The organism is Rhizobium sp. WCS2018Hpa-16, assembly GCF_031843705.1.
Classification (GTDB): domain Bacteria; phylum Pseudomonadota; class Alphaproteobacteria; order Rhizobiales; family Rhizobiaceae; genus Agrobacterium; species Agrobacterium tumefaciens_C.
The window spans coordinates 721,501-743,823 of the sequence record NZ_JAVTIX010000001.1 but is presented as its reverse complement, the minus strand read 5'-3'; the positions used below and the strand labels follow the sequence as shown (position 1 = coordinate 743,823).

25 protein-coding genes are annotated in these 22,323 nt (G+C 57.7%); 11 read left to right on the top strand and 14 right to left on the bottom strand.

Annotated features, from left to right (window positions below; translation table 11 throughout):
- Positions 1-137: 137 nt before the first annotated feature.
- Positions 138-1,400 carry a glycerate kinase gene (locus tag RQI55_RS03745; RefSeq protein WP_243255765.1) on the bottom strand — a complete coding sequence of 421 codons (1,263 nt, stop codon included), beginning with the start codon at positions 1,398-1,400 and terminating at the stop codon, positions 138-140.
- 158 nt (positions 1,401-1,558) lie between these two features.
- Between RQI55_RS03745 and RQI55_RS03740 the strand changes: the two genes are divergently transcribed.
- Positions 1,559-1,792, top strand: coding sequence for a hypothetical protein (locus tag RQI55_RS03740; protein ID WP_243255764.1), 234 nt, complete (start codon positions 1,559-1,561; stop codon positions 1,790-1,792).
- Positions 1,793-1,802: 10 nt separating this feature from the next.
- On the opposite strand, the gene RQI55_RS03735 is transcribed toward RQI55_RS03740, so the two are convergent.
- On the bottom strand, positions 1,803-3,530 hold the full coding sequence (locus RQI55_RS03735) for an ABC transporter ATP-binding protein (protein WP_243255763.1): 1,728 nt from the start codon (positions 3,528-3,530) through the stop codon (positions 1,803-1,805).
- 224 nt (positions 3,531-3,754) lie between these two features.
- Between RQI55_RS03735 and RQI55_RS03730 the strand changes: the two genes are divergently transcribed.
- On the top strand, positions 3,755-4,948 hold the full coding sequence (locus tag RQI55_RS03730) for an AI-2E family transporter (RefSeq protein WP_192063952.1): 1,194 nt from the start codon (positions 3,755-3,757) through the stop codon (positions 4,946-4,948).
- Between the two features lie 27 nt (positions 4,949-4,975).
- On the opposite strand, the gene RQI55_RS03725 is transcribed toward RQI55_RS03730, so the two are convergent.
- The gene (locus tag RQI55_RS03725; protein ID WP_243255762.1) at positions 4,976-5,431 is read right to left on the bottom strand and encodes a GNAT family N-acetyltransferase; all 456 of its coding nucleotides are present in this window, start codon (positions 5,429-5,431) and stop codon (positions 4,976-4,978) included.
- Positions 5,432-5,545: 114 nt separating this feature from the next.
- On the opposite strand from RQI55_RS03725, the gene RQI55_RS03720 reads away from it, so the two are divergent.
- On the top strand, positions 5,546-5,956 hold the full coding sequence (locus tag RQI55_RS03720) for a hypothetical protein (protein WP_243255761.1): 411 nt from the start codon (positions 5,546-5,548) through the stop codon (positions 5,954-5,956).
- Positions 5,957-5,975: 19 nt separating this feature from the next.
- On the opposite strand, the gene RQI55_RS03715 is transcribed toward RQI55_RS03720, so the two are convergent.
- The 3 genes from RQI55_RS03715 to RQI55_RS03705 all read right to left on the bottom strand — a co-directional run bounded on the left by RQI55_RS03715 (position 5,976) and on the right by RQI55_RS03705 (position 8,447).
- Entirely contained in the window at positions 5,976-7,127 is a 1,152-nt protein-coding gene (locus tag RQI55_RS03715) for a DUF2336 domain-containing protein (RefSeq protein WP_243255758.1), read from the bottom strand.
- 130 nt (positions 7,128-7,257) lie between these two features.
- On the bottom strand, positions 7,258-7,866 hold the full coding sequence (locus RQI55_RS03710; protein WP_311272150.1) for a flavin reductase family protein: 609 nt from the start codon (positions 7,864-7,866) through the stop codon (positions 7,258-7,260).
- Positions 7,866-8,447, bottom strand: a complete 582-nt coding sequence (locus RQI55_RS03705) for a nitroreductase (protein WP_311272151.1) — start codon at positions 8,445-8,447, stop codon at positions 7,866-7,868. The genes RQI55_RS03710 and RQI55_RS03705 overlap by 1 nt, the downstream gene beginning before the upstream one ends.
- 109 nt (positions 8,448-8,556) lie before the next feature.
- Here RQI55_RS03705 and RQI55_RS03700 point away from each other — a divergent pair, with 109 nt between their 5' ends.
- Positions 8,557-9,537 carry a hypothetical protein gene (locus tag RQI55_RS03700; protein ID WP_311272152.1) on the top strand — a complete coding sequence of 327 codons (981 nt, stop codon included), beginning with the start codon at positions 8,557-8,559 and terminating at the stop codon, positions 9,535-9,537.
- A 97-nt stretch (positions 9,538-9,634) separates the two neighbouring features.
- Here RQI55_RS03700 and thrS read toward each other — a convergent pair whose 3' ends face one another.
- From thrS to RQI55_RS03680, 4 genes are all read right to left on the bottom strand, one after another.
- Positions 9,635-11,656, bottom strand: coding sequence for a threonine--tRNA ligase (gene thrS / locus RQI55_RS03695; protein WP_311272153.1), 2,022 nt, complete (start codon positions 11,654-11,656; stop codon positions 9,635-9,637).
- Between the two features lie 111 nt (positions 11,657-11,767).
- A complete protein-coding gene (locus tag RQI55_RS03690; protein WP_243255747.1) occupies positions 11,768-12,199 on the bottom strand; it encodes a DUF2267 domain-containing protein in 432 nt (143 codons plus the stop codon).
- A 13-nt stretch (positions 12,200-12,212) separates the two neighbouring features.
- Positions 12,213-12,569 carry a membrane protein insertion efficiency factor YidD gene (yidD, locus tag RQI55_RS03685; protein ID WP_311272154.1) on the bottom strand — a complete coding sequence of 119 codons (357 nt, stop codon included), beginning with the start codon at positions 12,567-12,569 and terminating at the stop codon, positions 12,213-12,215.
- A gap of 3 nt (positions 12,570-12,572) precedes the next feature.
- Complete coding sequence (locus RQI55_RS03680) at positions 12,573-13,013, bottom strand: iron-sulfur cluster assembly scaffold protein (protein WP_311272411.1); 441 nt, start codon at positions 13,011-13,013, stop codon at positions 12,573-12,575.
- A gap of 264 nt (positions 13,014-13,277) precedes the next feature.
- On the opposite strand from RQI55_RS03680, the gene folE reads away from it, so the two are divergent.
- Positions 13,278-13,904: a GTP cyclohydrolase I FolE gene (gene folE, locus RQI55_RS03675; RefSeq protein WP_042619248.1), complete on the top strand. Its 627-nt coding sequence runs from the start codon at positions 13,278-13,280 to the stop codon at positions 13,902-13,904.
- A 126-nt stretch (positions 13,905-14,030) separates the two neighbouring features.
- The gene (hisI, locus tag RQI55_RS03670) at positions 14,031-14,480 is read left to right on the top strand and encodes a phosphoribosyl-AMP cyclohydrolase (RefSeq protein ID WP_243255742.1); all 450 of its coding nucleotides are present in this window, start codon (positions 14,031-14,033) and stop codon (positions 14,478-14,480) included.
- 14 nt (positions 14,481-14,494) lie between these two features.
- Here hisI and RQI55_RS03665 read toward each other — a convergent pair whose 3' ends face one another.
- A complete protein-coding gene (locus RQI55_RS03665; RefSeq protein ID WP_243255741.1) occupies positions 14,495-15,997 on the bottom strand; it encodes an MFS transporter in 1,503 nt (500 codons plus the stop codon).
- A 21-nt stretch (positions 15,998-16,018) separates the two neighbouring features.
- Here RQI55_RS03665 and RQI55_RS03660 point away from each other — a divergent pair, with 21 nt between their 5' ends.
- Together RQI55_RS03660 and RQI55_RS03655 are read left to right on the top strand one after the other, a co-directional pair.
- Entirely contained in the window at positions 16,019-16,624 is a 606-nt protein-coding gene (locus tag RQI55_RS03660; RefSeq protein ID WP_243255740.1) for a TetR/AcrR family transcriptional regulator, read from the top strand.
- 159 nt (positions 16,625-16,783) lie between these two features.
- Positions 16,784-17,698 carry a patatin-like phospholipase family protein gene (locus tag RQI55_RS03655; RefSeq protein ID WP_409233695.1) on the top strand — a complete coding sequence of 305 codons (915 nt, stop codon included), beginning with the start codon at positions 16,784-16,786 and terminating at the stop codon, positions 17,696-17,698.
- 25 nt (positions 17,699-17,723) lie between these two features.
- On the opposite strand, the gene RQI55_RS03650 is transcribed toward RQI55_RS03655, so the two are convergent.
- Together RQI55_RS03650 and RQI55_RS03645 are read right to left on the bottom strand one after the other, a co-directional pair.
- Complete coding sequence (locus RQI55_RS03650; protein ID WP_243255736.1) at positions 17,724-18,158, bottom strand: CBS domain-containing protein; 435 nt, start codon at positions 18,156-18,158, stop codon at positions 17,724-17,726.
- Between the two features lie 148 nt (positions 18,159-18,306).
- Complete coding sequence (locus tag RQI55_RS03645; protein WP_243255735.1) at positions 18,307-19,065, bottom strand: rhomboid family intramembrane serine protease; 759 nt, start codon at positions 19,063-19,065, stop codon at positions 18,307-18,309.
- Between the two features lie 232 nt (positions 19,066-19,297).
- Here RQI55_RS03645 and RQI55_RS03640 point away from each other — a divergent pair, with 232 nt between their 5' ends.
- The 3 genes from RQI55_RS03640 (at position 19,298) to RQI55_RS03630 (ending at position 21,700) form a co-directional block, all read left to right on the top strand.
- On the top strand, positions 19,298-19,855 hold the full coding sequence (locus tag RQI55_RS03640; RefSeq protein WP_243255734.1) for a PAS domain-containing protein: 558 nt from the start codon (positions 19,298-19,300) through the stop codon (positions 19,853-19,855).
- Positions 19,856-19,947: 92 nt separating this feature from the next.
- Positions 19,948-20,559: a PilZ domain-containing protein gene (locus tag RQI55_RS03635; RefSeq protein WP_192063968.1), complete on the top strand. Its 612-nt coding sequence runs from the start codon at positions 19,948-19,950 to the stop codon at positions 20,557-20,559.
- 532 nt (positions 20,560-21,091) lie between these two features.
- Entirely contained in the window at positions 21,092-21,700 is a 609-nt protein-coding gene (locus tag RQI55_RS03630) for a transglutaminase-like cysteine peptidase (RefSeq protein WP_042619241.1), read from the top strand.
- 126 nt (positions 21,701-21,826) lie between these two features.
- Here the strand turns inward: RQI55_RS03630 and RQI55_RS03625 are convergent, their stop codons facing one another.
- Positions 21,827-22,261 carry a DUF1489 family protein gene (locus RQI55_RS03625; RefSeq protein ID WP_192063970.1) on the bottom strand — a complete coding sequence of 145 codons (435 nt, stop codon included), beginning with the start codon at positions 22,259-22,261 and terminating at the stop codon, positions 21,827-21,829.
- Positions 22,262-22,323 lie beyond the last annotated feature (62 nt).

Here is a 22,323-nt window from a genome sequence, read left to right as displayed (position 1 = left end):
GGCGATGGTCAGAACGAAAAGATCAAGCCACGGGCAGATGCTGCCGCGTGAACGGCGAAGCTTGGCCAAAGCGTCGCCGCGTTTTTTGACAGGAACGGGATGATGAAAGCCGAGTTGCCGAGAAGCGCAACCTGCCCTCACTCACCCACCAGAAACGCCCTGAAGTCATTCACATTCGTCCCCGTCGCCCCCGGCACGAACAAATCTCCCGCAAGATCGAAGGCAGACCATGCGTCATGGCCAGACAGAAATGCTCTGGCATCACCGCCCGCGGCAAGAATACGGGCAATGCTCTTTCCATCGGCAAAAGCTCCCGCATTATCCTGCGACCCATCAATGCCATCCGTATCCGCCGCAAGCGCGGTGAAGCCCTCAAAACCTTGCAGATCGAGCGCGGCAGACAGTAGAAATTCGGTGTTGCGCCCGCCCTTGCCGTAACCACCGCTCCCGATGGTCACAGTGGTCTCGCCGCCGGAAAGCAGCACCATCGGCTTTTCAAACGCAGTGTTGCCAGCAAATTCCCGCACCAATGCCGCATGCATGCGGCCAATGTCCCTCGCCTCACCCTCGATGCTGTCAGAAAGGATCAGCGGGTGCACGCCGTGGCTGCGGGCAAGATTGGCGGCGGCTTCCAGAGACACCCGTGCCGAAGCTATGACGTGAACCTCGTGGCCATTAAAGACGGCATCATCGGGTTTCGGAGCCTGCGCATTGCCGATGCTGTCAACAATGCGCTGCGGCAGGTCGATGCGATATCCGCGGATCGCCCGCAGCGCCTCCTGCGCCCCGCTTCCATCCGGCACGGTCGGACCGGATGCCACGAAGGCGGGGTTGTCGCCGGGCACATCGGACACGACGAGGGAAACGACACGCGCTGGATAAGCCAGTGCTGCAAGCCTTCCGCCCTTGATGCGGGAAAAATGCTTGCGCACCACATTCATGGCCGAAATCGGTGCGCCGGAGGCCAGCAGTGCTTCATTAAGCGCGATCTCGTCGGCAAGGGAAAACCCTTCCGGCGGCGCTGGCAACAGCGCCGATCCTCCGCCAGAAATCAGCGCGATCACCAGATCGTCGGCGGTCAGTCCGCTGACTTTGGCCATCAGCGCCTGCGCGGCCACAATCCCCGCCTCATCCGGCACCGGGTGGGCAGATTGCAGGATGGTCGTGCGCTCGCAATCTGCAATGCTTCCATGGCGCGCCACAACAAGCCCTTCGAACGGGTGCTGCCAAGCGCGCTCGAAAGCCTGCGCCATCTGGCTTGCTGCCTTGCCAGCTCCGATGACCACCGTCCGGCCTTTCGGCTTCTCGGGCAAATGCCGCAGGATCGCCTCGTAAGGATCAGCCGCCTTCACAGCCTCAGAAAACAGCGCCTCCAGAAACGCACGCGGATCAGCAATCACCTCGGTCCTCCCCTCGGAATCATCAGGCACAGAATGGGCCGCGCCTTGGCCGTCTGCAAGTCCGCAAGAGCCACGCCGGTTCGGTTCGCGTCGGGATTGAACTTCTGCCCGGGCCAAACGTTGGCCCATAGATCTAAAAGATGACATCGGAGGCAACCATGGCAAACACCGACAAGCTCGGACCGGAATATCACAACAACCCGGATAAGGACCGATTGAAAGGCCGCCGTTTCGTCTGGTCCCGCAAGAAATCCAAGCCATGGAGTTTCACCATGTTCGCCATTCTGGCGCTGATCATCGCAGCGGGCGCCATGGCCGTCAGCTACCTCGTCTTGTCACATCCGGGCAAAACAGAGCCGAATGTCGGCATAGAAGAGTCTGTTCAACCTTGATTGTGGTGGGTCAGACGAGCAATTGCGCGCCAAACTGGGCATCGTGCAAGCGGCTATACGGCCCCTTGGATGCCAGCAATTCCTCATGATTGCCGGTCTCTACAATACCGGTCTCATCCACCACCACGATGCGCGTCGCATCTCTGATTGTGGCGAGGCGGTGAGCAATCACCAGCGTGGTGCGGCCCGACGCAAGTTCGCTGAGAGAAGCCTGAATGGCGCGCTCCGTCTCGGTATCCAGCGCCGATGTCGCCTCGTCGAGAATCAGAATCGGCGGATTTTTAAGGAACATGCGCGCAATCGACATGCGCTGTTTTTGACCACCCGAGAGCTTCACGCCACGCTCTCCAATGACCGTGTCCATGCCGTCAGGCATTCCCTCGATAACACTTTCCAGCCGGGCACGGCGCGCCGCTTCCCATATCTCGGCTTCGCTGGCGCCCAGGCGGCCATATTCGATATTCTCGCGGATCGTACCGCCGAACAGGAACACATCCTGCTGCACGATGCCGATCTGGCTGCGCAGCGATGCCAGCGTCATCTTCCTGATATCAATGCCGTCGATGGAGATCGCACCGCCGGTAACTTCGTAAAAACGCGGCAGCAGGGAGCAAAGCGTCGTCTTGCCCGCACCCGACGGACCAACGAAAGCCACCGTTTCCCCCGTACGAATACTGAGGTCGATGCCACCGAGCACCTGTTTACCATCGCTATAGCCGAAGCTGACATTGGCATAGGTTATCTCGCCACGAAGCGCTGGGGCCTCGATGGCTTCAGGCGCATCGGCAATATCAGGTTCAGTATCGACCAGCTCGGTAAAGCGCCGAAATCCGGCAATGCCCTTGGGATAGGTTTCGATAACGGAATTGATCTTTTCAACCGGGCGGAAGAACACGTTAACGAGAAGCAGGAAGCCAACGAAACCGCCAGCGGTCAGATCACCCGTCAGCACCAACCACGCGCCGCAGATCATGATAATCATCTGCGTCAGGCGCATGCTCATATAGCTGAGCGACGTGCTTGCCGCCATAATCTTGTAGGCATTCAGCTTGGTCTGGCGATACCGCTGGTTATCCTCTTCAAACAAAGCGCGCTCGTGATCTTCATTGGCAAAGGCCTGAACAACGCGCATGCCGCCGACATTTTCTTCGATGCGCGCATTGAACGCGCCAACGCGGCCATAGAGAGCCCGGAAATTGTTGGTCATGCGGCTGCCATAACGGCTCGTCACCCAGGCCGTAATCGGCACGATGGCAGCCGTAACCAGTGCCAGGGGAACGTTGACCGACATCATGAGCAGGAAAGCGCCGAGGAAGGTCATGATGGCAATGAACAGGTCTTCTGGCCCATGATGAGCCACTTCGCCGATTTCCTCGAGATCCTTCGTCAAACGGCCCACCAGATGCCCGGTCTTCTGATTGTCGAAGAAGCCGAAGGACAATTTCTGGAGGTGATCGAAGGCGCGGCGGCGCATATCGGTTTCGATGTTGATACCCAGCATATGCCCCCAATAGGTGACGATCGCCATCAGGCCCGTATTGAGGACATAGATGATCAGAAGGCCGATGGAGGCGAGCAGAATAAGTTGCCAGTCACCCGCTGGCAGAAGCACATCCACAAACGCCTTCACCGCCATAGGAAATCCGAGTTCGAGAATTCCCGACAGCACGGCACAGGAAAAATCCACAATGAACAGGCGCCGGTATGGTTGGTAGAATGAGAAAAAACGGCGAAGCATGGGATATCGTCCACTATGGTGTGGCAGGGCCACTCAATGCTGAAACTTTACCCCAACTCTCATATTTCCATGGGCTGGCCAAGTCTCGTTGCGATATTTTTACGAAATTCGTTCAATAAAGCGTGCGAACAATATAAAAACGAAATGCTGCTAGACTATGTTGTGAACCGAACACCATATAGCGACAGAACCCAATCTGTCCGGGGAATGCGAAAGAGACGTTGTTGAACAAGCCAGACAATCACAAAAAGACCAGCGAACCAAGATGGCTTGGTCCCGCCTCACACGGACGTACCGCGCTGGTGCCGCCCATTTCCGCAGCCCGCTGGCTTCTTGTGCTGGTCGTTCTGGCCGGAATCTACTTCTTCTACGGCTTCCTCGTGCCAGTGCTGGCGGCACTCGTCATCGGTTTTGCCAGTTGGCCTGTCTATCGTGAATTGCTGCGCCGCGTCGGTGGCAACACCTCGGTCGGGGCGACGATCGCGCTTCTGCTCATCATCACATTTCTTATCGTGCCGATTTTCATCGCCGCATCCTATACCGCAAGCGAAATACGCGAATGGTTCGGCTGGGCGGTGGAGGTCAACAAGGTCGGCGCTCCCGTTCCCCAATGGATTGCTGCCCTGCCAGGCGTCGGCGTTTGGATGAGCGAGCAGTGGATCCGATATGTCGGCACACCCGGCGCCATCGGTGAAGTGATCCAGCTCGTCAGCGGTGCCAATATCGGCAACATCTATCGCGCCATTGTGGCCGCTGGTAACGGCGCCTTCCATCTGGTTCTAACGCTGCTGTTCATGCTGATCGCGCTGTTTTTCGTCTATCGCAACGGTGCAAGCTTCGCGCGCCAGATCGATCTGGTCGGTGAACGCATTCTGCCGACCCGCTGGGAACGAATCTCCCGCGTGGTGCCAGCCACCATCAGCTCGACCGTTACCGGGATGACGCTGATTGCGATTGGCGAAGGCATTATTCTCGGCGTGGCCTACTGGATTGCTGGCGTTCCCTCGCCCGTTACACTCGGCGTTCTGACAGGTGTCATGGCGCTCATCCCAGGTGGCGCGCCGCTGTCTTTCACACTGGTTTCGGTCTATCTGGTTGCCAGCGGCTCTGTGCCTGAAGGCATCGCCCTCTTCGCATGGGGCTCGATTGAACTCTTCATCGTCGACAAGACCATCCGCCCCCGCCTCGTCGGCGGCCCTATAAAGCTTCCATTCCTGCCGACCTTCTTTGGTCTGGTTGGCGGCGTAAAAACCATGGGCTTCCTCGGCCTCTTCATCGGCCCGGTCCTGATGGCGCTGCTGGTTGCCGTGTGGCGTGAATGGGTGCGCGAAGTGGAGATCGCAGCCATCGAAGCCGAAGCGATTGAAGCCACGCCCGACATCGTAGAGCCGCCGCCGCTGCGAAAAACAGCGACGTGAGGTGACGTCAGTCAGGCCCTTTCTGGCTCAGAGCTTCAATTCCATGAACATGCTGAGCGGATCGGGCTTATAGGGCGCGAAAGGTTCGATTTCGATGAAACCAGCCTTGCGATAGAGCCCGATGGCCTCCGGCTGGCTGATGCCGGTTTCGAGGCGGATGGCGCCGAGGCGCAGCTCTCGCCCTCGGGCAATGATAGCGTCCATCATCAACTGACCGATCTTGAGGCCTCTCGCCTGCGGATCAACAAACATGCGTTTGATTTCACCCGTGCCATCCCCGGCCTCGACAAGAGCGCAGCATCCGACGATCTGGCCTTCATTGCGCGCCACGAAAAAGGAAACTGTCGGCTTTTCCAGCGTGTCGATATCCACCATATGGTTGCTTTCAGCTGGATAAAGCGAGGCCATATAGGCATTCGACATATCCATGAGGTGCAGGACTTCTGGCTGGCGCGGCGGTTCAAGCTTGATATCGACTGGCATGAGGGTTCCCATTTATTTTTCAACAGCGCGATCATGCGTCGCAATAAGACTGCAATTCCGCTAGATCAGGATGGCTTGTAAGATAATTTATCCGGCAGAGGCAACCGTGACCCCATGAGAACAGCGCTTGTATTGATGACCATTCTCGGCTGCGATGACAGCGCGACCGATTGCCAGCATGTCGCCACGCTTCAGCAGCGCTGGACGAGCATCGAGCTCTGCGATGCCGAATCCGAAACCAAGCTGGGCGACTTCGTCAACGCGTCCTATCCGGTCATTGTTGCCGTGTGCCAGACACCGGAGCAGCCACAGAGCGGGCTGGCCAAGACCGAACCACAAACGCCAGATACATCCACCCTGGCACCAGCACTGGCGCCACAGGAAGAACAGACGCTGACGCAAAAGGCGATCACCCGCGTGCGCCGCATTCTGCCTTCGACCGAGGGTGTAAAGGAAGTTCTGGGCAAGCCGGTGCGCATGGTGGAAGACAGCTATTCCTGGATCGCCCGCCGCCTGTCCAACTAGGTGGCTTAAAAGCGATCTATCAAGCAGCTTCGGCTGTGATGGTGGTTGAGAGAGAGCGGGCACGGTGGCGTTGTTGGGCCATTTGCAGCTTCTCGACCATATGCAGGAGCTCGCGCATGGTGGCGTCGGCATCGGCGTTGGAAAATTTGGAAAGAAGCCCGGACGAGAGTTCTGCGACCGGGTCGGCATAAGGTGCTTCAGACGCCTCGCGCCACAGACGCGTCGCTTCCATGAAAATGTCAAGAACCGGACCGAAAAGCCCCGTGGATTGAAACAGCGCTTTCAATGCGTGGTGGCGACCTGTGCCGAGGATGGAACGGACCTGACGTTCGCCAAGGCCGGACAGGTTGGAAATGGCTTGCGCAAAAAACGCGACCTTGCCCGAACACAAAAGGCTCATGAGGAAGGCTGGCGTCAGGTCGCCCTTTTCCCGCAAATGCTCCACCAGCATCGGCATGGCTTCTGCCGTGACATCGCCAGCAATCTGGACTGTTGCGGCATCCGAGGCATCACGAATGATGTTGCAAAGGCGCGTTGGCTGCACGGCGTGGCAGACCAGATTGGATGCGGCCAGTGCCGCGCCAATGTGGCCGACGATGGCGTAACGTACATCTGCTGGCAAATCGGCTCTGTCTAGCAGCAGGTCGCGAATTTCGGCGTCATGGGCGTGGCGCTCGGCAATGCGGCGCAAGGTGAACGGCGTGATGCGGGCACTGCTGTTTTCCAGAAGAATGGAAAGCTCAAGCACATCGCTGATTTCAGCAAGCGCACCGCAAGCACCCGGCTCGAGATATGGTCGTGCCGCAATCATTGCCCGTGTGATGGCTGTGCCATTGCCGATGAGATCCACCAGATCGGTCTCACGCAGGACGGGGGAATGGATGATGACGACACAGGCGACTTCCGGCTTGTCTTCGGCAAGCGAGACGATGATGGAGCGGGGCGCGAAGGGAGAATATGCCAGCGTTTCCGCAAGCGCCAACCGCACCTTGGGCGATGGGTCATCCAGCAGATAGGTCATCGCATCAAAGGCGCTCTCCTGCCGATCCTGGGGGAGCGACGACTGGAGATAAGCCTCGGCAAGTGCTGTTGCCGCCTTGGATCTGTCGCCAGACCGAGCCTTTTCAGACCAACGTAGAAATGCTTGTACGATCACCCTGCGCCCCACCAACAGACAAATCCGGCTGCCCCGGCAGATGAGGTCGCATGCGACTCGTTTCCGCCTTCTGACTGCCAAACCTAGGGGCAAATAGTTTACGTTTGGTTTACCATATTTCTGAGCGACTAACGCGCTTCGTCACTCACCGGTCAGCGGGTCGTGTGAGTTGGAAAACATCGGTGCCGCCATCGGAATAATCGCGGTAACCCATGCGTGCAACGGGCCGTGCGCGGGCCATATCGATGCGCCCGTTTTCGATGACCGATTCATCGATATGGATGCCCACGACCTGACCGAAGACAATCCATGTCTCCGCTTCCAGACCGTTCACATCGACAGGACGCATGATTTGCGTGACCTGACATTCCAGCGCCGCATAGGCTTCTGCGACGCGGGGCGCATCCACGATCGTTCCCTTCTGCGCCGTCAGCCCGGCAAGCTCGAACTCATCGACACCATAATCGACCGGGGCAGACGACGTATTCATCTGCTCCACAAGGTGACGGCTGACGAGATTGGCGGTGAAGACACCGGTTTCCTCAACATTGCGGACACTGTGCTTATGGCCGCTGGATGCGAACATGATGAGCTTTGGCGTATCCGCCACGGCGTTGAAGAAGGAATAGGGCGCAAGATTGAGCGAACCATCCCTGCCCTTCGAGCCAATCCAGCCTATGGGGCGCGGCGCAACGATGGCCTTGAAAGGATCGTGCGCCAGGCCGTGCAGGTTCGTGTCCGCTGCGTAAAACATCAGGCCTCACCCACCCATGTGACCACATCACCAAGCTGCGGGCGCGGTCGCTCGACCGGCTGGAATGTGGTGGAACCGATGTAGATGAAACCGGCGACCTTCTCGCCTGGCTTTACGCCCAGCGCCGGGAAAATGGCTTCGTCATAGGCGACCCATTCGGTCAGCCAATTGGCGGCATAGCCATTGGCATTGGCTGCAAACAACATGTTGAGGCAGACGGCACCGGCGGACATGACCTGCTCCCATTCAGGGATCTTCACATGCGGCGCAGCCGTGCTGACAACTGCGATGACGACGGGTGCGCGGGTGAAGCGGGCGCGTTCAACCGCCTGATGATCGGCACTGAGGTCCGGCGTCTTTTCCAGCGCACGCGCCAAGACCGCCTCACCCAGCCGCTCACGCTCGCCGCCCCGGTAAACGATGAAGCGCCAAGGAGCGATTTTTCCATGGTCTGGCACGCGCACGGTGAGACGCAGGATTTCCTCGATCTCAGCACGCTCAGGGCCGGGCTCGGTCAGCTGTGGTGCAGGCGTTGACCGACGAATATTCAGGTAATCGATAAGGGTGATGTTGTCTTTCATGACAGAACCGTTCCATTGTCATACATGTAAAATTAAGAGCCTTGAAATAGCCACCGCGTTACGTTTGAAGTGGCCCCAGAAAAACAAGAAGTCAATGCGGTCAAAAGAAATGACGTTCATCAAATTTGCGACTGGCCTTTGTCTGGCGCTGGCATTGAGCGCCGCGCCGATGGGTGTTGCATTCTCTCAGGATGCCTTCAAGGACTTCAAGCAGCTGGGCGGCACGCAGAAGATGCCCAAGCTGAACGCATTTACCGCCCCAACCGCGCCCGATGCGGCAAAGTCCACATCCCGCGACATCGTCATGGAAGCAAAGCTAACCAATGACGGCCAACCCATGATGGAAGGGCTGGCATGGCGCGTGTTCAGCCCCATTCCCGGCCCGGATGGAAAGCTGCCCATGCTGGCAAGTTCCGAGGGCGGCACGGCCCAGTTTCATTTGTCGCCCGGCGATTACTTCGTCAACGTTTCCTTTGGCCGCGCAGGCGTGACCAAGAAACTGAATGTGCCGGCGAGTGGCAAGATCGACAAGCAGGTGCTGATTCTCGATGCCGGTGGCTTCGTTCTCAACGCCGTTGTGGGCGCCGACAAACGGATTTCGGCCAACCAGCTGAAATTTTCGGTCTACTCCTCCGACACGCAGGAAGATGGCGAGCGGCGTCTTGTGATGTCCGACGTCAAGCCAAACACGGTGATCCGCCTCAATGCAGGCACCTATCACGTGGTGTCCGAATATGGCGGCATCAACGCCGTGGTGCGCGCCGATATTCAGGTGGAAGCTGGCAAGCTGACGGAAGCAACGCTTCAACACCACGCAGCGCAGGTTACGCTGAAGCTCGTATCCGAACATGGTGGCGAAGCGATTGCCGATACCGCATGGTCGGTGCTCACAGGCTCAGGCGATATCGTCAATGAAAGCGTGAGCGCCTTTTCCACCATGGTGCTGGCCGACGGTGAATACACCGCCATCGCCCGCAACAAGGACAAGGTCTACCAACGCAACTTCAAGATCGCGTCGGGTCAGGATTCAGACGTGGAAGTGCTGATGAAAGATCAGGCCCCTGATGATACGATGGGCGATTACGAGTGACGTTGGGGCGACGCTATCGTCGCCCTCATTGTTTCACCAAACCGAATTGAACGGCAGTAGATCCTCGGGACGAGCCCGAGGATGACGGCGGTTTAGCCTAGGATGCCGTTACCTTGGCAGCTTTTGCAGCCTTAGCAGCGCGCTTGCGCTTGACGTCTGGTGGTGTTGCTTCATCCACGAGGTTCGCAATCGCTTCTTCCAGACCGTAGGATGTCTGCGCCTGAGAGCCGAGGCGGCGGATGTTGACGGTGCGTTCTTCCGCTTCCTTTTTGCCGCAGACGATGATGACAGGAACCTTGGTGACCGAGTGTTCGCGGACCTTGTAGTTGATCTTCTCGTTGCGGAAATCGGTTTCGACGGAAAGACCGGCATCGCGCAGGGCTTCGGCGACTTCGCGACCGTAATCATCCGCATCCGATGTGATGGTGGCGACGACGACCTGCTGCGGTGCGAACCAGAGCGGCATGTGACCGGCAAAGTTCTCGATGAGAATGCCGAGGAAGCGTTCCATCGAGCCGCAGATGGCGCGGTGGATCATGACCGGCTGGCGCTTTTCCGACGCCTGATCGATGTAGAATGCACCGAAGCGTTCCGGCAGGTTGAAGTCTACCTGCGTGGTGCCGCACTGCCATTCACGACCGATAGCATCTTTGAGCGTATATTCGAACTTAGGACCGTAGAACGCGCCCTCTCCCGGCAGAATATCCGTCTTGATGCGGCCATCGGACTGCTCTTCGATGGATTTCAGAACCTCGGTCATCACGCTCTCAGCGCGATCCCAGACCTCATCAGAGCCGACGCGCTTTTCAGGGCGCGTGGACAGCTTCACCACGATTTCCTCAAAGCCGAAGTCCTTGTAGACCGACAGGATGAGGTCGTTGATACGCAGGCACTCCGCCGCCATCTGCTCTTCCGTGCAGAAAACGTGTGCGTCATCCTGCGTGAAGCCGCGAACGCGCATCAGGCCATGCAAAGCGCCAGATGCTTCGTAACGGTGGACGTTGCCAAATTCCGCAAGGCGAACAGGTAGTTCGCGGTAAGACTTCAAGCCATGCTTGAAGATTTGTACGTGGCCTGGGCAGTTCATGGGCTTCAGGGCGAAGACACGGTTATCGGCTGCCTCATCCTTGGGATGGGTGAAGGCATAGGCCGACTTCACGGCAAACATGTTTTCCTGATACCAGCCCCAGTGGCCCGAGGTTTCCCACAGGGAAGCATCCAGCACCTGCGGCGCGTTGACTTCCTGATAGGTGCCTTCGAGGTTGCGGCGCATATAGGCCGTCAGGGTCTGGAACATGCGCCAGCCCTTGCCGTGCCAGAACACCACGCCCGGGCCTTCTTCCTGGAAGTGGAACAGGTCCATTTCGCGGCCAAGGCGACGGTGGTCGCGCTTTTCAGCTTCGGCCAGAATGTGGAGATACTGATCCAGCTCTTCCTGCGTTGCCCAAGCGGTGCCGTAGATGCGTGTCAGCATCGGGTTGTTGCTATCGCCACGCCAATAGGCACCGGCAACCTTCATCAGCTTGAAAGCCGTGCCGATCTGTCCTGTGTTGGCCATGTGCGGGCCACGGCACAGGTCGAACCAGTCGCCCTGATAATAGATCTTGAGGTCCTGCCCCTCGGGGATGGCATCGATCAGCTCGATCTTGTAGTTTTCGCCCTTGGCAGCAAAGACTTCCTTGGCCTTCTCGCGGCTCCAGATTTCACGTGTAAACGGCTTGGAGCGGCCAATGATTTCCTTCATCTTCTTTTCGATCTTGGGCAGATCTTCCGGCGTGAAGGGCTCGTTCTTGGCGAAATCGTAATAGAAGCCGTTTTCGATGACGGGGCCGATGGTGACCTGTGTGCCGGGCCACAGCTCCTGCACGGCTTCAGCCATGACGTGGGCCGCATCGTGGCGGATCAGCTCAAGCGCACGCTTGTCATCGCGGGTGACGATTTCAATCTTGCCATCGACAATCGTGTCGGAAAGGTCGCGCACAGTGCCATCCAGCGCAATCGCGACGGCCTTCTTTGCAAGCGACTTGGAAATGGATTCGGCAACATCGCGACCGGTCGTGCCGACCGGGTACTGGCGCACGGAACCATCGGGAAATGTAAGGGAAACGGCTTCAGACATATTAATTCTCCTGACCAGTCCCGCCAACGAATGCGGGTGGTGTGTTGACCGGCGCGTGCCGGGGTGTGAACGCGCGGGTGATAATGCGGAACGCGCTGTGAGTAAAGAATTTTAAGCGGAAACGGGCATCAGCCAGAAATCCCGGGCCGCTTGCGGCAGTCTGGAAAGCGCCCGATCAAAAACAACGGGATCGATGTTACGGCGCACGGCCTCGGCAACATCTCGAATGGCAGAATCAGTCGAGAGATTGTGGTTGTAGCGAAGCGACCGCACCTCAGCCATCATCTCGGCTTCCGTACCGAATTCGCGCATCTCTTCGGTGCTATCCCAATCACTGACGAAGATGGCGCGCAGGACCGGCGGAAGGACATTTGCAAATTCCAGAGCCTGCTGCACCGTCAAGCGGCGTCGAAACACCTGAAGGACCGCTTGCAACATGGTGTAGGCCTGATGGGACGTGCTCAGCATGGAGACCTCTTTCAGGTCCTCCACGAACCGGTCGAAATCAACAGACGCCTGACGATATTCCATCGGCATTGGCATTTCGCTATCCCCCTCAATCCACCTTGTGGCCCGTCCGCGACCAGTAGGACCAAGGCGCCCACCAGACCTGCCTTTTTTGCAAGTTCTCGCGAACGGGATCAAGCCCGCTTGTGCCGCCGGGACCACAACGGGCAACACGAAACAGCGTCAACCATCCACCAGCCCAGAGGCCGTGGCGGGCGATGGCCTCATATCCATATTCAGAACAGGTGGGAATGTGGCGGCAGGAGTTTCCGACGAAACCGGACAGCGACAGCTGATAGAGCCGGATGAAGCCCATGCCCAGCAAGCGGCCGGGCGTTTTGCGGTAAGCACCGGCCCAGTTGCGCGAGCGTGGCTTTGCGTGGTCGCAGTCCGGTGCGTTGCACATGGGTCAGGCCGAGACGGAGTTCTCTGCCTCGATCTGGTCAAGACAGTCGCAAACGGCATCGAAGGTGAGCAAGGTGGAGGCGTGGCGGGCTTTGTAATCCTTGACCGGCTTCAACACACGCATGTCTTCGAAGCGGCCCGCAGGCCCCTCGCCGCTATCTGTCAGCATGGCGACCATCTCATTGCGTGCGGTGCGGATTTCCGCGCTGCTTGCGCCGATGACGTGATGGGCCATGATGGATGAGGATGCCTGACCGAGCGCACAGGCCCGCACTTCATGGGAGAAGTCCGTCACCACGCCATCCGCCAGCTTGATATAGACCTTGACTTTGGAGCCGCACAATTTGGAGTGCTTCTGCGCGCTGGCATCCGCATCCGCCATGGCGCCTGCGAGCGGAATATTGCCTGCAAATTCGAGAATCCGGTTGCTGTAGATATCGTCCATGACCACTGTCCAATCGCGCAAGCTTTGATGTTTCAAACGCTGCGTCATCTCAAGGCAAAGCTTTTCTGCCATCCATCGCCACTATATGCTATCGGACACTGACGTCATCAAGGTGCATTGATTTTAAACCATCAAACATCGATTTCATGTTGGCAGACTTGCCAAATTGACTAAAAACAACCAGATAGCAGGCGCGGCATCGCAATGATTTAGCCGTATGCTATATTCGGGCACGGACCTTCAACCGTACCGGGAGACCAAAAGATGGATGCTATCGTGAAGAATTTTCCCGGTACTGGCACACAGAGTGGTGCGGTTGATACACGTCCAACACAGGCCGAAGCGGAAGACGCCGTGCGCGTTCTGCTACGCTGGGCGGGTGACAATCCAGACCGCGAAGGCCTACTCGACACGCCAAAGCGTGTTGCCAAATCCTACCGCGAACTGTTCAGCGGCTATCAGCTTGATGCCAGCGACGTTCTGGGTACGACATTTGAGGAAGTCGGCGGTTACGACGACATGATCCTCGTGCGTGACATTCCGTTCCATTCCCATTGCGAACACCACATGGTTCCCATCATCGGCAAGGCACATGTTGCCTATCTGCCGTCGGGCCGCGTGCTGGGACTTTCCAAGATTGCCCGCGTTGTCGAAATCTATGGTCGCCGTTTGCAGACTCAGGAAACGATGACCGCGCAGATCTCCCAGGCTCTTGAGACCTCGCTGAAGCCACGCGGCGTGGCCGTCATGATCGATGCAGAGCATATGTGCATGTCCATGCGCGGTGTGCAGAAGCAGGGTTCAACGACGCTGACGACGAGCTTCACCGGCGAGTTCAAGTCCGAACCTACCAATCAGGCCCGGTTCATGACCATGGTCTATAGCCGCTGATACGGCACTGAAGGACGGCGCGTGGCGGGCAACCGCCTCGCCGTCTAAGTTTCGCATTCACTTAGCGTATCCCGCAAACTGAAGGCTGCCCCCTTCCGTGATAAATGCGGTGCCATGGAGGTTCTGATGTCATCGACATTTCCGCCCGCCCCCACAGACAAGGCGAAGCTTGAAGCTGCCGGTGCGTTCTCGCCGAAATTCGACGCCAATGGCCTCGTCACCGCCGTTGTGACGGATGCGAAGGACGGTGAGCTGCTGATGGTGGCGCACATGAATGCGCAGGCACTGTCTCTGACGCTCGAAACCGGCATTGCCCACTATTACAGCCGCTCCAGAGACAAAATCTGGAAGAAGGGCGAGACGTCGGGCAATCTCCAGACCGTTCAGGAATTCCGCACCGATTGCGATCAGGATGCCGTGTGGCTTAAGGTTTCCGTCGCCGGTCACGATGCGACCTGCCACACCGGTCGACGCTCCTGCTTCTACCGCACAGTGACCCTTGAAAATGGCGAGGCGGTGATGACAGTGACCGATGACACGCGCCATTTCGACCCTGCGGAAACCTACGGGAAGTAGGCCCGTCTCCATTCTCAATCACGTGCCTTGAGATTTGGCGACCGGCATGCGAACCAGACGCTGACGGCGCTGAGCAACAGAACCACCGCTACAAAAATCATGACGGTCAGGAAGCCAAGATCAAAGGCGGCACGTGCGCCATCGCGTATGGTCTGCCCCATTTCTGGTGGCACAGTGGCTGCGCTGACAAGAGCCTGATCCAGCCCGTCAAATACCTCTGCAGGGATGCCAGCCTGTCGCGGCAGTGCGATACTCATGCCGTAGACAGCCGCCAGAGCGGACCCCAGCACGGCTATGCCAATGGCACCACCGAGTTCAAACGAAACCTCTTCGATGGATGCGGCCATGCCCGCCTGCTCTGCTGGCACATTGGCCATGATAACCGTGGAGGCGGCTGTCATGGCGGCACCGAGGCCGAAACCAAGCAGGAAGAAGCTGCCGATCTGCGAGAACTGGGATGCATCCTGAACCAGAAGCGACAGGATAAGCCCGGCGCTTGCGAGCAGCAATCCGATCCACAGCACATTCGTGGTGCCAAGACGGGCCGCGACCAACCCTGCAATCGGACCGGCGAGAAATGCGCCGAGCGGAATGGGCAGCAGCGTGAGGCCCGCCTGAAGTGGCGTGAGATCGAGAACCAGTTGCAGGCGTTGCGAAAGGACGAGTTGCAGACCGACAAGTGCCAGCATCGTAACCATGGCCGCCGCCACGCCGGACGCAAATTGGCGATCACGAAACAGGGTGAAGTCGATCAGCTTGTGGGCGCGCTTGTCCTGTCTGCGCTTGAAGAGAGCGAGTGCGACAAGCCCGATAAGAGCTGAAACAACCAGCGCCGACCAGGAGGGCGCCTGTTTGGCAAGCTCCTTCACGGCGTAGGTCAATGCGACCAGACCGACAAGGATTTGCGCAGAACCCACTGAGTCCCACGGCTTTGACCGATTGCCGGGAACAGACGGGATGACCCAGATGGTCGCCAGCAGCGCCACTGCCACCACGGGCACATTGATGAGAAACACCGATCCCCACCAGAAATATTCGAGCAACGCGCCGCCAAGGACGGGTCCGAAGGCAGCACCGCCTGAGGCGACTGCCGCCCATATGCCAATAGCAACAGACCGCTCATGGGCATCATCGAAAATCAGGCGGATCAGGGACAGTGTCGCGGGCATCATGCCAGCCGCGCCAACGGCCAGCAACGCGCGGGCGGCGATGAGGACAGCCGGGTTGGGAGCGAAGGCAGCAACGAGAGAGGCCATGCCAAAGATAACGAGGCCGACGAGAAACAGACGTCTGTGGCCGACGCGATCCCCCAAAGTGCCAGCACCCAGCAGCAACCCCGCCATGACCAGCGGGTAGGCGTTTACGATCCAGAGCTTTTCAGATGCGCTGGCACCCAGTTCCGCCGTCAGCCTCGGCAATGCCGTGTAGAGGACCGTCACATCAATGGTGATGAGAAACAGTGCACTCGACAGGATTGACAGGACGATCCAGCGATTGGCTGCTTGTGCCACGGGCATTTTCTTCTCCAGAATTCCATATTGATCAATGCGCAGACTTATTTTAAATACATACGTATGGAAAATAAAAAATCGAGTCCAAATTCTGGAAAACTTGGGCGGCCACGTAAAATTGACAGGCAGCAACTACTTGATGAGGCGGAGACGATCATCGCGCAGGATGGCGCATCAGCCTTGACCATCGACGCGCTCGCCAAGCGATTGGGCATCACCAAGGGTGGCGTGCAATATGCGTTCGGGACAAAAGAGGCGCTGATCCATGCCTTGTTTGAGCGCTGGAACACGTCTTACGATCAGCAGGTTGCCGCGATTGCCGGGGAGAACCCGACAGTGACGCAGTTTCTGCGCGCCCATGCTGACATTACCTTCAAATCCGGCCATGCGGATAACAGCAAGGCTGCGGCGATGCTGGCTTCGCTGGTGCAATCTCCAGAACATCTGGAGCCGACACGGCAATGGTACCGCAATCGTCTCAGCCAGATTGAGTCGCACTGTGATAAAAGCAGCAATGCGCGTCTTGCCTTCCTTGCCATCGAAGGCGCGTTCACGCTTCGCTATTTCGGCTTCTGTCAGTTGACGGAAGAGGAATGGGAAAAAATGTACGCCGATATTTTGCAACTCCTCTGACGCGAAGCGGAGATGAGGCGAGCCTTATTTCTTTCGCCTTTCCTTGCTTTTGTTACGAGAATTATAGGAGTTGGCGCAGTAGACTGGTAGCCGGGTGCCTCTGGCGTGGGAGTTTAGTGGATGTTGGGTTGGGGTCTGAACCGCGAAAATGCAGCCGCAATGGCGGCTTTGGACAAGGTCGAGCAGCAAGCGCCAACGCCTACCCTGCCTAAAATTCCGACGAACCGAATTGCGCTGGCCTTAGGCGGAGGCGCTGCACGTGGCTGGGCGCATATTGGCGTGTTGCGGGCGCTGGATGAAGCGGGCGTACAGATCGGCATGATTGCCGGCACATCCATCGGCGCTCTGGTCGGTGGCTGCTATCTGGCTGGCAAGCTGGATGAACTTGAAGATTTCGCCCGGTCTCTCACGGTGCGCCGGATTGCCGGACTGCTGGACCTGACCATTGGCGGCGGCGGCCTGTTTGGCGGCATGCGGCTGACCAAGCGCATGCAGGAGCATCTTGTCGGGCTCAACATCGAGGATCTCGAACACCCGTTCATTGCGGTGGCGACGGAACTGAAGACCGGCCACGAAGTGTGGATCCATCAGGGCAATCTGATCACGGCGCTGCGGGCATCCTACGCCCTGCCCGGTATTTTCGAGCCGGTGCGCTGCAATGGCCGAACGCTGATCGATGGCGCGCTGGTCAACCCTGTGCCGGTTTCCGTCTGCCGTGCCTACGAGCAGAATCTGGTGGTTGCGGTGAATCTGAACTATGACATTTTTGGTCGCTCGGCGGTGGTCAAGCACAGCGCCGGACCCAGCAACGCTGACCCTGAAGCCAAACAATCAACCGAGCGACCATCTGTCGGCTTGCCGGGTGTTATGGTTCAGGCGTTCAACATCATTCAGGACCGGATTTCCCGGTCACGTCTGGCTGGCGACCCGCCGGACCTGACGCTGCACCCGCGCATCAACACGATAGGCCTTTCGGAATTTCATCGGGCGGCGGAATCGATTGACCGTGGATATGAAGAAGCGCGCGCACGCATACCGGAACTGCAACGCATGCAGCAGGTCTTCCAGCGTTGATGATTGGGGGCGGATGCCCCCTGCACTATCCGGCGATATAAGCCTTGATATGCTCGGCTTCCGCTTCGATCTCGCTCATGCGGGCTTTGACCACATCACCAATCGAGATGATGCCGACCAGCTGGCCATTGGCTTCAACGGGAACATGGCGGAAGCGACCGCCGGTCATGAGCTCCATAACATCATCGGAGGTTGACCCCTCATGACAGCGCGTCACGTTCTTCGTCATAACTGTGGAGACGGGTGACTGGAGTGCGTCTGACGCCTGTGTGGCAATGGCCTTGACCATATCGCGTTCCGTAAAGATGCCAAGGATGGCGCCCTTCTCATCCGTGACCACGACAGCGCCGATGCGATGCTCATTCAACGTGATGGCCGCATCGCCCAACGACATATCAGGCCTTATGGTAACGACGTTGCGGCCCTTCAAATCGAGAAGTTCTTTCACGAATACAGGCATATTTCCCTCCTTTTCCAAACGGCTTTCATAACCGCGCGGTGCGTCTCCTCCACAAGCGCACGGTCAAGCTGGACGTCGATGGTGCGCCAGCACACCACGGAAAGCAATATGTTTAACGAGGCGGAAACATATCAATCGATTGTATGTCTCAGGGCAAATCGTGGCGAATGACGGGCTTTCGATCAAACAGGGCAAAGAACAGGAAGCCCAGCAGGAAGCCGAAAATATGCGCATCCCATGCAACTTCTCCGCCAGCATCTCCCATCAGGGGAATGCCGACAGCAATCAGCAGATTGCCGAACAGCCACATGAGCGTGAAGATTAGAACCGTGCGGTTGGACAGGGCCTGCAGGATGCTCTGGCGCGGCAAGCGATGCCCTATGGCCGGGTGGTAGCGCCCACCATTGGCCGGAAAGACAAAGCGGCAGGCGGCACCCATCAGCGCCGAAACCACGCCGGACGCGCCGATGAGCACGGTGACATCCCCCCAATGCAGAAATGCGTGGCCGAAGGCGGAAACGGCTGCGGATACACACCAGAGCAGAATGAAACGGGCTGTGCCGATACGACGCAAGACCGGGGCACCAAACGCCATGAGCCACAAGCCGTTGAAAAGGATATGCTCGATACCACCATGCAAAAATGAGTAGGTAACAGGCGTCCAGAGCCACTCCAGACCCTGTTGGGACAGTTCCGTGGCGTAGCGCAGGGGAATGAAGCCGAAGGTGAAAATGAACCAGCCATATCCCTCTTCAGACAGCACATAGAACGAGACGAGATGGACCGCTATCAGCACAGCCATGATAGCCACAAGCGCGCCGGGCAGGTTGAAAACCGGGGCTTTGGGCGGCGTGCCGCTCTGTGCCGTCTCGTCCGCTTCCGGCAATCCACCTTCATTATGCGTCATCAGGCCGTCTTCCTTCGCGTCGTGTTCTGTGTGAGCTCTTATGCAGCAATATAGGAAGGTTTAGAGAAAAAGAAGCATCGCCGTGGGGCGGTGTCTGCAACTATCAGCGACCTCGCGGATTGTGATAGCCACACGCGTGGCATGGAATTCGCTTCACCATCTCCAGCACCGCAAATGAAGGCGGTATGCGTCTCAAAACGAGACATGTGCCCCGCGGCCTGGAGACCGTGTCATGAAGACAAATGCAAGCCTAGATATCTTTGCCTATTGGGATGAACTGCGCGGTGATCGCGCGGCACCTCTGCGCAGCGAGATCGACCCCGCGCCTATTCGCCATCTGTTGCCAGACCTCTTCGTGCTGACAGAAACCGCCGATTCTGCGCCTGTGTTTCGCTTAACGGGCACGCGCCTGTACAATCTGTTCGGCCGGGAACTGAGCGACACGCCATTTTCGGGCATATGGCAACCGGATGCGGCACATGATGCCTGCCGCATCGCCAACGGCGTGCTTCAGCATCAGCGACCTGTCGTTTTCGATATCCTGTCCGAGACCGTGACCGGTTTGGCGGTGCGGGGCTTTGAAATGCTGCTTCTGCCGCTGGCGGTGGAGCCATACTTCCCGGCCCGGCTGCTGGGCTGCCTGATTTCAGAACCGCCGCTAGGGGATTTCGGACAGTCCTTCAAGCCATTGTCTCTAACGAAGAGTCGATTGCTGGACGTTTCATCATCGCAATTGATGGCGCAACGGTCGGACTTTGGTTACGCCCTCAACCGATCCGTCTCTTTATGAGAAAATTGCAAATAGTTACGGTCGGAAGCAGAACCTTCTGTTAACTCGGCAACTGGTATTAAGGGCGATCATTCCTCAATGCCGTGCCTCACATGTTCTCATCTCGCTCAACCACCGTCGCATTTGCAGCCCGCTCTGTGGAGACGCCCTCCGCAGAAGTGCTTCCTGTTGCGCTGACGGGACGGTTGATGGTGCCTTCTCAGGACGAGTTCGATTGCACCGCCCATGAGATGACGGCTGAGACAGCGCGAATTACCTGCTTTGTGCGCCCGAGAAACGGCGACCGTATCATCGCCTACCTTCAGCACATTGGCCGCATCGAAGGCATCGTCAAGGCGCTGACGGCGGATGGCTTCACCATCGCTATCATGGGCACCGAGCGCAAACGCGAGAAGCTGGCGGCGCAGCTGGCATGGATTGCCAAGCGCCACGCACTGGGCCTGCCGGAAGACCGACGCCATGACCGTTTGACACCCCGCAACCCGCGTGCGGACCTGATGTTGAACGATGGCACGATCGCACCCTGCCGCATCATCGACCTTTCACTTTCGGGCGCGGCGGTCGAAACCGACGTGCGGCCGCAGATGGGCACCAATGTCCGCCTCGGCAACATGGGCGGCCGTATCGTGCGCCACTTCATGGAAGGTGTCGCAATCGAGTTCGATGCCGTCCAGTCCCGCGATGCGCTGATCGAATTTCTCTAAGCACGCTTTCTAACCCATCCCATTAACCGGCTACGCCTCGCGTCAGCCGGTTTTTTTGTGCCAACAGATGGGACAGACTGGCCTTCAAAGAGCGCGATAAAGGCCGATAACTTGCGAAAATCGACACAGCCAGCGAAAATAATCCGATATCGGCACAACTATTGGCCAGAAAATGAAGCGAAAACGACGATTTTCAATGAAAATCTGGGGCTGAAATGGACGTTTTAGGGCTGAAAACTACCCTCTCAAGTACTCATCTATAGTAACGAAATATTTTAGATTTGCGACGATCGCGAACGGGCGCGTGGAGCGATTAACTAGAAGCCAAAAAATATCAATATATTTCAATACCTTAAATCCGGCTCCGGACTCAAAAACTAAGCCGATCGAAACAATTTTAATCAAATTTTTCTCAAATATAAATCAAATAAAGATCAGCTTTTCCTAAATATAGCGTCGAATTTGAGCACCGTTATTTGCAGCCGATCAAAATATAGATGGCATTCTTCTCCTCACAACGGGGAGACAAGAAATGAAAAAAATCAGCCGTTTCGGAATTTTGATCGCAGCTATGATCGCAGGTGCATTCGCCACACAGGCGCACGCATCGCCAGCCGCTGCCATGCGCGTTATGGGCAAAGCCAATCCGCCGATTGGTCACTATGAATTCTGCCAGACCTACCAGAGCGAATGTCAGTCGACTTCGGCAGACAGGGGTCCGCTCAAGCTGACGGAAGAAAGCTGGAAGGCCATTCTGGACGTCAACTACACGGTCAACACTACAATCACGCCGATGACGGATTTGGAGATCTATGGCGTTGAAGAGCGCTGGGCTTATCCAACCACCGTTGGCGACTGTGAAGACTACGTGCTTTTGAAGCGCAAGATGCTGATGGGCAAAGGCATCTCCGCTTCCGACCTGCTGATTACCGTCGTGCTGCAGCCGAACGGTTCCGGACATGCGGTGCTGACTGTGCGCACCGACCGTGGCGACTTCGTTCTCGACAATCTGCGCAACAAGGTGATGGAGTGGTCTGAGACGGAATATACCTATCTCAAGCGCCAGGACTCGACCAATGCCGGTCGGTGGGTAAAAATTCAGGATGGCCGCGCTGTGAATGCAGTTGCCGGTATCAAATGAATGAAGCGAGCGGGGTGCTATGGCACCCTCTCGTCGCATGAGTGGGCCCGGTCAAGTCACCCCCGTTGACGAGACCGTGCCTAGAGCCGGTTCTGTTGCCCCGGAACCGGCTCTTTCTTTTCCCTATTACAGAAGGCCGAGTTCGGCAAGCTCGCGACGAAGATCAGACGGCATGTCTTCAGACAGACCTGCCCCACCCAGATCGCGCGGAGCTTCCTCGGCTTTGAGATAACGCCAGCCCTGAAAAGGCCGTTTGGGCGCAGGTGAGGTTTCGATGACCTCTGGTCCGAGGATCAGATCGCAGCGGGTGATCCCGTCCTCTCCCTTGAAGGAGCGAATGTCCAGCAACATCTGGCGTGCCTGGACCTGCCCCTTGATGACCCAATAGAGCGAGCCGCCATCCAGCAACTCCTCGACCCGTTTTGGAAACATGCGGGTGGTGTGAACGCTGTGCGGTTCCAGACCCGCCGCAATTGCGGTTAGCGCCCGGTGCGAAACCCATTCGCGCAGGTCGTCGATCGAGTCGGCACCGACGCAAAGCTTGATAAGATGAAGAGCCATGACGCTATCAATGCGGTTTTGATGGCACCGTCAAGCGACCACAGCGCGAAGGGCGCAGCTTC